Annotated in this window: 8 protein-coding genes; 2 read left to right on the top strand and 6 right to left on the bottom strand. The window is 54.8% G+C overall.

Features of this window, described 5'->3' with window-relative positions; translation table 11 throughout:
- Positions 1 to 107: 107 nt before the first annotated feature.
- Both ACEQWH_RS14870 and ACEQWH_RS14865 read right to left on the bottom strand, forming a co-directional pair.
- Positions 108 to 2,141, bottom strand: a complete 2,034-nt coding sequence (locus ACEQWH_RS14870; RefSeq protein ID WP_370232143.1) for a tripartite tricarboxylate transporter permease — start codon at positions 2,139 to 2,141, stop codon at positions 108 to 110.
- 70 nt (positions 2,142 to 2,211) lie between these two features.
- Positions 2,212 to 3,300, bottom strand: coding sequence for a tricarboxylate transporter (locus tag ACEQWH_RS14865; protein ID WP_370232141.1), 1,089 nt, complete (start codon positions 3,298 to 3,300; stop codon positions 2,212 to 2,214).
- Positions 3,301 to 3,413: 113 nt separating this feature from the next.
- Here ACEQWH_RS14865 and ACEQWH_RS14860 point away from each other — a divergent pair, with 113 nt between their 5' ends.
- Positions 3,414 to 4,088, top strand: a complete 675-nt coding sequence (locus tag ACEQWH_RS14860; protein ID WP_370232139.1) for a response regulator transcription factor — start codon at positions 3,414 to 3,416, stop codon at positions 4,086 to 4,088.
- A 56-nt stretch (positions 4,089 to 4,144) separates the two neighbouring features.
- Complete coding sequence (locus ACEQWH_RS14855) at positions 4,145 to 5,446, top strand: sensor histidine kinase (protein ID WP_372521408.1); 1,302 nt, start codon at positions 4,145 to 4,147, stop codon at positions 5,444 to 5,446.
- 635 nt (positions 5,447 to 6,081) lie between these two features.
- Here the strand turns inward: ACEQWH_RS14855 and ACEQWH_RS14850 are convergent.
- From ACEQWH_RS14850 to ACEQWH_RS14835, 4 genes are all read right to left on the bottom strand, one after another.
- Entirely contained in the window at positions 6,082 to 7,875 is a 1,794-nt protein-coding gene (locus tag ACEQWH_RS14850) for a thiamine pyrophosphate-binding protein (RefSeq protein ID WP_370232135.1), read from the bottom strand.
- Positions 7,875 to 9,284 carry an aldehyde dehydrogenase family protein gene (locus ACEQWH_RS14845; protein ID WP_370232133.1) on the bottom strand — a complete coding sequence of 470 codons (1,410 nt, stop codon included), beginning with the start codon at positions 9,282 to 9,284 and terminating at the stop codon, positions 7,875 to 7,877. The genes ACEQWH_RS14850 and ACEQWH_RS14845 overlap by 1 nt, the downstream gene beginning before the upstream one ends.
- A gap of 26 nt (positions 9,285 to 9,310) precedes the next feature.
- Positions 9,311 to 10,180 carry a sugar phosphate isomerase/epimerase family protein gene (locus ACEQWH_RS14840; RefSeq protein WP_370232132.1) on the bottom strand — a complete coding sequence of 290 codons (870 nt, stop codon included), beginning with the start codon at positions 10,178 to 10,180 and terminating at the stop codon, positions 9,311 to 9,313.
- Positions 10,181 to 10,250: 70 nt separating this feature from the next.
- On the bottom strand, positions 10,251 to 10,719 hold a 469-nt coding region (locus tag ACEQWH_RS14835), incomplete at its 5' end, for a Gfo/Idh/MocA family oxidoreductase (protein WP_370232130.1).

Here is a 10,719-nt window from a genome sequence, read left to right as displayed (position 1 = left end):
CATCCGCCAGTTTTTCGAGGTCTTCCGGTAGGTCTGCTCGGTTGAAGTAGGGACCGCGGGACGTGCCACCGCGCATGAACACATAAGGGATAGCAGTTTGTGTCATCTCAGTTGCCTCCAAGGGGCCAAGGAAGGTCAATTGCGGACTGCAGTAGGCCGGGTGGGAAATCACGGTTCAAAACGCCCGCCATGAAGCACATCAGCGTTATGCCAGCGGCGGTCAGGGTCAGTGTTTTGGGCCAGCTGGCCTGCGCGCGGATGCGGAAAAAGGCGATCAGGAAACCCAGAAGCGCGATGATGAAGCCGACCACAGCTGTGCCTGCGATCAGGCCAACAAACCACGCCAGCGTGGACCACAGCCCGTAGGGCGCATCGGCGTCTTCTCCTGCGATTTCTTTATCCGCGAAAATGGCGTCACCTTCGCGACGGCGCATCATCTGCGGGAGTAGGATCAGACAACAAACCAAGCTGAATCCGCCAACAAACAAGGGGATCACCTTGTCGGTCATGTTGTAGTCGGGGATCATGTTCGCGTTCACCAGCGCCACCACCAGATAGGCGGCGATCGCCAGCAGGAAAATCACCGGCGCGCGTTTGGAACCGGACTGAACGTCGCCTTCGGCCATAATGGTTTTGGCTTGGCGGATGCCAAAGACCACGGACACCACTGTGACGATGATCAGTACGATCACGATCGGGGAGAAGATGTATTCGATGCCGGCATCAAAACTCTTGCGGAACCGGAAGGAGGCGATCTGGAAGGCTTGGTTGGTGAATTTTTCAACCGGATTGGACAGCACAAAGCCGATCAGAAACGCGGGGCGAGACCAATCGAAGCGGCGCATCAGGAGACCCAAAAAGCCAATGGCGAAGAGCGCCACGAGATCCATCAGGTTTTGGCCCGACTGGAAGGCCGCGAACGAGATGATCATAAAGATAAACGGCGCAAGCAGCGCAAAGCGGATGTTCGTCAGCCGCGCGATCTGCCCCGAGAGCAGGATGCACATCACCGTACCCACCACATTCGCGAGCGCAAGCAGCCAAACGATGGAATAGGTGAAGTCGAGGTTATTTTCCAAAAGGCTCGGACCAACGTCGATGCCAGATCCCAAGAGCGCAAGCGCTCCGATAAAGATCGCCATCGATCCAGACCCTGGAATACCAAACAGAAGGGTCGGCACGAGGCCACCGCCCTCTTTGGCGTTGTTGGAGCTTTCAGGCGCAACAACCCCGCGGATTTCGCCTTTGCCGAAGTTGGATTTGTCAGGCGTCGATTGCACCGCGTGGCCATAGGCGATCCAGTCCACCACAGATCCGCCAAGACCCGGTATAACGCCCACGATTACGCCAATGATGGAACAACGCATCGAGAGCCATTTATTGGCCCACCAATCCTTAATCCCATCCAGCCAACCGCCGCCCAGCGCAGGCGTGTCCGAAATCGCGCGGTCTTTGCGCAAGAGAGCCACGATCTCTGGCACGGCGAAAATGCCCAAGCCAACAATGACCAGTTTCAAACCGTCTGTCAGATAGGGGAAGTCATAGCTCGACATGCGCAGCTCACCGTTGAACGGGCCTTCGCCGATTGTGCCGATCAACATCCCCAATCCTGCAGCCACGATCCCCTTAATGGCCACGCGACCTGCAAGGATACCGACCATCGACAGGCCGAAAATTGAGATCATCAGTAGCTCGGGTGACTTGAACAACAAAACCACAGGGCGTGCGACGAGTATGAAAACGGTCAAGAATGCTGCGCCAACCAGTCCACCGAACAGCGAAGACGCAAAGGCCGCCGACAGCGCGCGCGCAGCCTGTCCGCGTTTGGCCATGGGAAAGCCGTCCAGAACTGTGGCCTGAGACGCAGAAGATCCGGGAATACCCATCAAGACAGAGGCAAACGTATCAGATGTCGGCACGACTGCGACCATGCCGATCATCAGCGCAAGACCAAGGATCGGGTCCATGCCAAACATGAACGGCAACAGCAAAGACAGGCCCGCGATGCCCCCCAAACCGGGGAACACGCCAATGGCCAACCCCATCATCACGCCCACCACAAGATAGCCAAAGACGATGGGTTGCAGGATAAGCCCCCATGCCTGACCGAGCGCGGGGAGTGCGTCTAAAAAAATGTCCATGAGGGTTACTCGCTTTGCTTAATCAAGTGCCCCGCCCCGATCAGCGGGACACTCGGAAAGCAAAACGTGCTTAGTTCAGAGAAACCCCGAAGTCGTCTTTCAGCCAGTTGACTACGAAGTCTTTGGCAGACGCATCAACCGTGATTGCAGTTGCCAGCGCGGCCTCGGCACCTTCACCAACATACATGGGGTATTTACCCAGACGCGCGGCGGAGATTTCAGCGAAATCATCTCGTGCCCGGATCTTTGCGAAAGCATTCGTGAAGGTGTCCACGATCTCTTGGTCTGTGCCTGCAGGCAGGAATGCGATTTTTTGGCTTGGGAAGCCTGCAACAAAGAAGGCCTTCCATGCATCCCACTCAGGACCAGAGGTTTCACAACCATCCGTCGCCTCACAAACCTCTTTAAAGGTCGGCATGTCTGGGAATGTTGGGTCACGCACGATGGATCCATCGGCGGCCAAAGAGCCCCAGGTCATCATCGGAACCGCTTTGCCGGCCTCTACCAGCTCGGCAGAGCCTTTCAGGTACCCGGACGAGGTCTGATAATCGATGGTTGCTTCGCCGCTTTCAAACATCTTGCGACCGTCGCCCCGGCCTTTGATACCCAGTACGTGTTCGACGTTCATGCCCAGCATTTTCCATGCAAGCGCCGGGATCAGGTCGAGGCGGGTTGCACCCTGGTTGCCGTAAATGAATGTCATGTCCTGAAGATTGTTGGCAGAGCCATCAAACTTTGCACCTGCTTCAGCGTTCAGATAGGCGACGCCGCCGGTGCCGGTCGCCATCACAGGCTCCCAGTCGTTGTACTCATAGCGTACACGGGGATCTCCAAGCAGATATGGGAACTGTGTCGAGCCCGAAGAGCCGAACATCACGGTGCCATCACCATTCGTCTGCTCCTGGAACCAGTTTGCCCCTTTGGTAGACCCTGCGCCCGGCATGAATTTCACGACAACCGTCGGATTACCAGGCAGTGCCTCAGACAGAAGCGGCGCAAAGAAGTTCGCCCATTTTGCAGAGCCGCCGGTCTCCGAGAATGGAATGGTCCACTCGATAGTTTTGCCGGACATGTCCACATCAGCTTGTGCGGGTGCCACTAGTGCAGCGGTCGCAATCATCGCCGCAGCAACGCGCTGCGTGAATTTGAATTTCGTCATTTTTTCCTCCCAAATTGACCCTTCAGGTCAACACTCCAACAGGCTTTGGCCTCTTGATTCTTCCAACATAACCGTGAAAGCTTGCATTTAGCTTTCGTAAGTAGTTAAGGCCCATGAGAATCGTAATTATTGAAGATAATCAAACACTTGCAGAGGGAATGGGACATGTGCTTAGGGACGACGGGCACTCTGTAGACATTCTTTTTGACGGCCAGGAAGGTCTGGACTTTCTCAAAACTGAAGACGCTCCGGACCTCATCATTCTCGACATAAACCTACCGTCGATAGACGGGCTCGCACTTATTTCGACGCTCCGCAAAGGAGGCCTAAACACCCCCTGCATTTGCCTGTCCGCGCTGGGTGAAACCGACGACCGGATTGCAGGCCTGGACGCTGGCGGCGATGATTATCTGGTAAAACCGTTTGAGATGGCCGAACTGAAAGCCCGCATCAGAGCTCTTATGCGGCGAAAGCCAAGTACGGCACGTCAGGACGAGACGTTCGGACGCCTAAACTATGATCGCGCGACACGCCTTCTAAGCCACGACGGGCAGCCCTTGGCGCTTCCGAAAAAGGAACTTGCCACATTCGAGTGCCTTTACGACCGGGTTGACCAAATGGTGTCAAAGGCGACACTCGCCAGTCACCTCTATGGAACCGGAGCTGATGTCGAAGAAAAGGTCGTCGAGGTCTATATATCGCGCCTTCGCAAGCGTCTGTCTGCCTTTGGCATCGAAATACATACCGCACGGGGCCTTGGCTACATGATCAAGGAGAGCTCGTCTTGATTTTGCGTGGGTCTCTTCGCCTCAGGCTACTTGCGTTGATCCTACTGCCTCTCGCGGTGATTTCTTTGTTTGCGATGCTGTGGCGCTACTCCGAGGCGCGCACAACGGCGCAAGAGATCTTTGATCGAAATCTATTACTGATGGGGTTTGCTGTTGCCAGGGACGTCGCGCTTTCCGGTGGCGACACGCTTGCGCCAAGTACGCAAGCCGTTTTCAAAGACGCGAGCGGAGGAGATGTTTTCTATCACGTCTACGGACCCGACGGCAGTTTTGTTACCGGGTACTCTTCGCCTCCGACGACAAGCCTTTCTTCGCCATCATCGGACGAACCCATTCAGCAATATGATGCGACCCACCAAGGTGTCCCGGTTCGCGTTGCACGGCTTTTTGAAGAAGCCTCAGTTGATGGCATCGAAGGCAATACCGTCGTCACGGTCTGGCAGCGATTGGATCAACGAGATGCATTTGTTCAACAAACGGGACGCCGGGCGATTGCTGTCGTTCTCTTGCTGCTTGGGTCAGTCGCAATGCTCGTTTTATTCGGGGTGGGTATTGGCCTTAGACCATTGAATGAGCTCGAGGACGCCATTCAAAAGCGGAGTGGAGCTGACCTGAGCCCAATTCTCAGGCGAGTTCCCGAGGAGACAAAAGGCATTGTCGCAAGACTAAATTCGCTTTTTGCAAAGGTGACCGAAGCCCAAGACGCGCAACAGCGGTTTGTGTCACTTGCTGCGCATCAGCTTCGAAATCCGGTCGCGGCTATTCATACAATGGCTGAAGCCACACAAAATGCCCAAACCCTGGACGAGAGCAAAAGCCGAGCGGAAACACTTGTCAAAGGAACCCGTAATGCTGTGCGGTTGACCAATCAACTCCTGTCATTTGAGCGTGTTAAAGGCGGCATTCCAAAGTTCGAGGTGGTCGACTTTTCGGAATTGCTCCAGAGTGTTGCCCAAACAATCGCACCCAAAGCCAGCAGAGCCGGCGTAGACCTAGAAATTGTAATGGACAATGGACCGCCCTCTTGCCACGGCGACCAAACTCTCCTTCGCGAAGCACTGACCAACCTGGTCGAGAACGCCCTGCTCCACGGCGGCAAGAACGTCAGCTACATTCGCGTGAGCGTCGAGAAAACGGCCGCGGAAATCTGGCTGACGGTGGAGAATAATGGAAATGCTATTGATCCGAAAAATCAGCAAAAGATTTTTGAAAGATTTTCCCAAACTTCGCATGACACGGGAGCGGGCTTGGGGCTATCCATCGCAAGTGAAATCGCAAAATTACACGGTGGAGCGCTAGAGCTTGTTAATTTGCAGCCGGTTCGGTTCATTTTAAAAATTGATCGGCAGAGCCGGTAAAACTTTTCACCCGCAATATACGATCCTGCATTCGTGCTCGATGATCAATTTGGGTTGTCTTGGCACGGTTCTTATTTGTTCGGGTCCAATTTTCAATGACTTCATCTGTCAGTTGGATCCCGAATTTAATGTGTACTGGACACGCCATGAGCCCATGTGGGAGAGAACAGAAACCCCCAATTAATTTAGCAAACTTAGATTTGATTGTGACCCATTTTGTGCACCAAAATGTGAGCCAGAAACAAAGTGCACCGTCATAGCAACCAAAATACAACCATAAAAATCAATATCTTAGAGGATTTTTAGGGGTTGTTGCGGCGGTGCTGTCAGACTAATTCGAACTCGTCTCAACTGAGCCAGATTCCTTGCCCCTATTTCGAGCAAAGCCGTCACTCTACACATACCCAAAATCGCTACCATCGCTTCAACGGCTTGATCAAAAAGGTCGCTTAAGTAGCAATACGCGATCCGTGCCGGAACCCTGAACAAAACGACGCTTGTTCTAACTTGGCGCATAGGCCACCGATCCGCCAAGTTGATGACTTTAGTCAGTCTTTTTGGGTAACTTCCCTCAAAACGGACCTTTGCGGTCTGACGATAGATACGCCCTCAAACCGCAAAGTCCCTTAAGGCGTCTAGGTCGCCACGTGGCTGACGTCTTTATCTGGCGAATAGATGTCGAGAATGTTCCAATGCCCCGTTGTTGGCGTTGGGTTATTGATCATTGGAACGTCAAGCACGGTGGGTTTTCCGCTCGCGATTGCCTCTTGCAATGCTGGCAAGAGCTCGTCAGCTGACGTGATACGTTTACCGACAGCGCCATAGGCTTGCGCGATCTCGGCGTAGCCCGGCCCGTTCGCTGGCGCCTCCGCAGACCCTGGGAAGGTCGTGCCGTAGGTCAGGCCATAGTGCGCTTTCTGCAGACCGGCGATTGTTCCAAAGGCATTGTTGTTCATGACCAGCCAGATGATCCCAAGGTCAAGTTCCACAGCCGTCGCAAGCATCGATGGATTTTGGCCAAAACCACCGTCTCCGACAAGGCTGATTACCACGCGCTCGGGAGCTGCGAGCTTTGCGCCGATGGCGGCGGGCGGACCGAATCCCATCGTGGCAAACCCGCCAGGGGTCAGGATCGAGCCGGGCGTGAGAATGTCGAACTGCTGGCCAACTCCGTTTTTGTTCCAACCGACATCCGTCGTAATAATCGCATCATCCGGCAGCGCTTTGCGCGCATCAGCAAGGATGCGTTCTGGCATCAAAGGAAATGCGCCGGACGTTTGCATGTCGACGTTGGAGGCTTTGAAGCTTTCACGGAACGCAGCAATTTCGGCTTTTTTCTCGGACCGTTCAATCCCGTCTGGATAAAGGGTACGCGCCACGCGCAGCAGCACTTTCAGCGCTGATTTTGCGTCTGCGACAACACCGATTTCCGTTGGATAATTGCGTCCGATTTCCTGTGGTTCGATATCAATGTGAATGACTTTTGTGGTGTCACCTTTTTCACCGATATTGAACGTATAGCCCGGGTACCAGCTGGAACAATCAGCTTCTTTGAAGCGCGTACCGACGGCAAATACGTAGTCTGCGTTCAAACAGCTTTGGTTCACCAAAGTGGTGCCCCAAAATCCGGTCATGCCCATAACCAGAGGATGTGAGTCAGGCAGAGCCCCTTTGCCCATCAGCGAATGCGCGACAGGTAGACCCATGTGATCGACAAATGCAGCAAGCTCGTCAGACGCTTGCGCCAACAGGATACCTCCGCCGACATAGGCTACCGGGCTGTCCGCATTTGCCAGTGCCGTTACGATCTCGCGTGCGGTTTCATCATCCATGGACGGTTTCTTTAGCGCACGCGTGTTTTGCGCAACGCGATCAAAGCTGTCGGATGGAATGACCTCGGAAAAGATATCCATCGGCACATTGACCAGCACCGGACCGGGTTGACCGCTTTCGGCGAGATGGAATGCTTTTTCAAGGATTTCAGCCATCAGGTCCGCACGATCCACACGCCATGCACGTTTCACAAAAGGACGATAGATTTCCCACTGGGCCGCGTCTGCGTGCAGGTTCACCTCTTGGTGCGGGTGTTTACCATAGTAGTGAGTGGGAATATCGCCCGCGATCACCACCATGGGGATGCAATCCAGTGCAGCATTTGCCACCCCGGTTGCGCAGTTTGTGAGCCCTGGCGACAAATGGGACAACACAACAGAGGCACGACCCTGCACGCGGGCATAGGCATCCGCCGCGTGGCTGGCGATTTGCTCATGACGCACTGTGATGAAATCGATCGGGCTGTCTGCGAGGGCTGCGAGCACAGCAATGTTGGTATGGCCGCACAACCCGAAAACATGCTTCGTTTCGCGCCGCTCAAGATAATCTACGATGTGTTCTGCGACTGTTTTGCCGGAAACTTGAACGCCGTCCATTATGCGATCTCCTGACCAAAGAACTCACCGAAGAGGTCCTGCTCTGAGGGACGATCCTCGGCAATCGGGCGGGACACCCAAGTATAGTTCATCATGTGTTTCATGGTGACATTCTCGTTCGTAATGTTGCCGCCCCAAATGCCGCACCCCAGCGAGCTGGTCATAGGCATGCCATTGGTCCAAGCGCCTGCATTGGCCTTGGATTGCGGCTGACGCACCATCATGCGGCTGACGGGCGCAAGGCGCGCCAAACGGTCGATATTTTCATCATTGTGCGAATAGATCCCGCACGAGTGACCTTTGCCGCCGGTGCTGTAAATTTTGGACACTGTGTCCAGCGCGTCGTCAAAGCTCTCAAAGTGATAGAGCGCCATCAAAGTTGTTAGCTTCTCTTTCGAGAACTTGTGCTCTGGCCCGATTTTCCCTTGGTTTTCAACCATCAGGAACTTGCGATCTGCTGGAATTTCGAAACCAGCCACCTCTGCGGTTTGTTGCGGGCGGCAGGCGATTGTTGGGAAAGTTCGGTTGCCATTTTCGTCCCACATCGCCTTTTCAAGCAACGCTTTTTCCTCGTCCGAGCACAGATACCCGCCTTCGGCGATCAAAGCCTTGATCATGTCGTCATAGACCGACTTCTGGATGATGATGTTTCCGTCAGCGGAACAGCCCGAACCGAAGTCCGACGTTTTGGAAATGCGGGTATTCATCGCGGCAATGTCAAGATCGGCGGTTTCGTCGATCACGATGGAGGAGTTGCCAGCGCCCACACCATAAGCCGGCCGGCCCGAGCTGTAGGCCGCCTTGACCATCGGCTTGCCCCCAGTGGCCAACGTCAGGTCACAAATTTCCATCACATGCTGGGTAAGCGGGATGGAGGGTTTGCGAATGGATTGAAACAGATCTTCCGGCGCGCCCACTGCGCGACACGCCGCGCGCATAACTTCGACCATTTCATAGGTCGTTTGTGCGGTGCGCGGATGCGGAGAAAAGATTACTGCGTTGCGCGCGTTTGCGGATGACACGCCCGTCACAGGTGGGGTCATCGCAGGGTTCGTCATTGGGATCAAAGACGCAATGACACCTGCGGGCTTCGCGTATTTCACCAACCCGCGGTCTTCATCGGTTTCAACAATGCCAGTCGACGGTGTTCGCAGCACGTCGCGCAGCACCATGTGGATCTTGAAACGCTTGGCCGGACGACCCTCGCGATCGCCGATACCACTCTCGTCGACACCTTGCTGTGCCAGCCGAGTGAAGGTTTTCTCATTGCCTGAATACCACGCAATTGCCTGGGACAAACGGTCCAGGTCCTTCTGGCTCCAGTCTTCGATCTGAGCCATCGCGGCGCGCGCACGCACGACCATATCTGATGCCAATTGGCGTTCTTCGTCTGTGAGTTCTCGTGCCATCGTGGCATCCTCTTGTGTTGAAATGTCTAGGCCGCTTTTGGTGTCACTGACCGCCGCGCAGAGCGCGCTGCGCCAAAGGTGCGTTTGGCGTGTGACAGACAGCGACGCGCGTGTTCTTCGTACCCAAGTTCAGCAACGCGGGCCTGATTGGGCAGCTCAATCGAATAGTTCATTGGCGGGCATCGCTCGATGATCCCATTGAAATCAATCCAGCCCTCGCCGGGGTAAAGCCGGGCATCTCGCGCCAGCTGGATCATGCCTTCTCGGGTGTCGGCGATACCTGGAAGGCAGTCCGAGATGTGCAGGAAATGCAACCATTCCTGGGGCACATGCAGCAGTTCTCCAAGGTCAACTCTGCTCAGGTGCAAATAAAGCGTATCGACCAGAATTCCGCCGTTAGGGCGGTCAGCCGCGCGTACGATGTCTAGTGTTTCATCAAGGGTGCGCAGCCGCGAAAACGACGGAAACTCGAGATCAATGGTAAGTCCGTACGGCGCGGCCAGATCGCAGGTTTCCGCATAGGTATCCAGAATGAAGTTCCGATCGTCGCGACGTTTGGTCCAGGCAGACATAATCATATGTTTGGCGTTGACGCGTGCGCCCAGTTCCAGCGCCGCTTCAAAGTCGCGTGGATCGCAATCCTCGGTGATCCGTGCGAGCTCGATATCAAGCACATCCAGACCTGTCGTTTGCAGTGCGGTTTCCAACGCCTGAACCTGAGCGGGATCCAAAGGGGGCCGATCAAATTCGCCTGGCACATTCATCGTGATGAACCTGGGGCTGACGGCATCATACCCCGCCCGCGCAGCGATATAGACCAGTTCTGCGGGTGTGCAGTTGATCAGCGTCAAATGCGCGAGCGAGTAAATCGGGTCTGTGGTCAAGGTCTGGGGCATAGTGCCACCTTTCGATCAGATTCGACTGATTGACCTATGTTTTATAAAATATCAGATATTTTGTAAATCATCAATTTATAGACACCCACGCCCCATCGGCCACATTGGACTGATACGCCGCCTCAATGAACCGCACGCCATCCGCCCCATCTTCGACCTCGGGCATCCCGAGCCAACCATCAGGCGTTGCCCTTCCATCGCGACGCGCGGCCACAGCCATCGCGAATTCCGTATAGAGATTTCCCCAAGCTTCAATGATGCCTTCTGGGAATCCTCTTGCCGTCCGAACAAGTCTTTCAGCGTTTGGTTCAATGCCGTGGCCGTGCCCTCGAGAGATAATCTGGTCTGGTTCACCAAACCGATTAAGTTTGAGCTGTTCCGACTTCTCTAGATCCCATTCAAGGCCGCCCTCGGATCCAAAAATCCGAAGCCTCAGGCCCCCACGATTTCCGGGGGCCAAGCGCGTGCACATAAGAGTTCCTGGCACAGACCCATTATAACGCGTGGTCATCAAAGCCGTGTCTTCCAGTGGTTTCGGG

Origin of the sequence: Cognatishimia sp., assembly GCF_964229375.1 — a bacterium.
Lineage (GTDB): Bacteria > Pseudomonadota > Alphaproteobacteria > Rhodobacterales > Rhodobacteraceae > Cognatishimia.
The sequence above is the reverse complement of the archived record's forward strand: the minus strand, read 5'-3'. Positions and strand labels throughout refer to the sequence as shown.

What these genes read in the sequence shown, in the direction of transcription:
- ACEQWH_RS14870 (WP_370232143.1), bottom strand. Translation starts at nt 2,141, where the DNA reads ATGGACATTTTTTTAGACGCACTCCCCGCGCTCGGTCAGGCATGGGGG.
- ACEQWH_RS14865 (WP_370232141.1), bottom strand. Translation starts at nt 3,300, where the DNA reads ATGACGAAATTCAAATTCACGCAGCGCGTTGCTGCGGCGATGATTGCG.
- ACEQWH_RS14860 (WP_370232139.1), top strand. Translation starts at nt 3,414, where the DNA reads ATGAGAATCGTAATTATTGAAGATAATCAAACACTTGCAGAGGGAATG.
- ACEQWH_RS14850 (WP_370232135.1), bottom strand. Translation starts at nt 7,875, where the DNA reads ATGGACGGCGTTCAAGTTTCCGGCAAAACAGTCGCAGAACACATCGTA.
- ACEQWH_RS14845 (WP_370232133.1), bottom strand. Translation starts at nt 9,284, where the DNA reads ATGGCACGAGAACTCACAGACGAAGAACGCCAATTGGCATCAGATATG.
- ACEQWH_RS14840 (WP_370232132.1), bottom strand. Translation starts at nt 10,180, where the DNA reads ATGCCCCAGACCTTGACCACAGACCCGATTTACTCGCTCGCGCATTTG.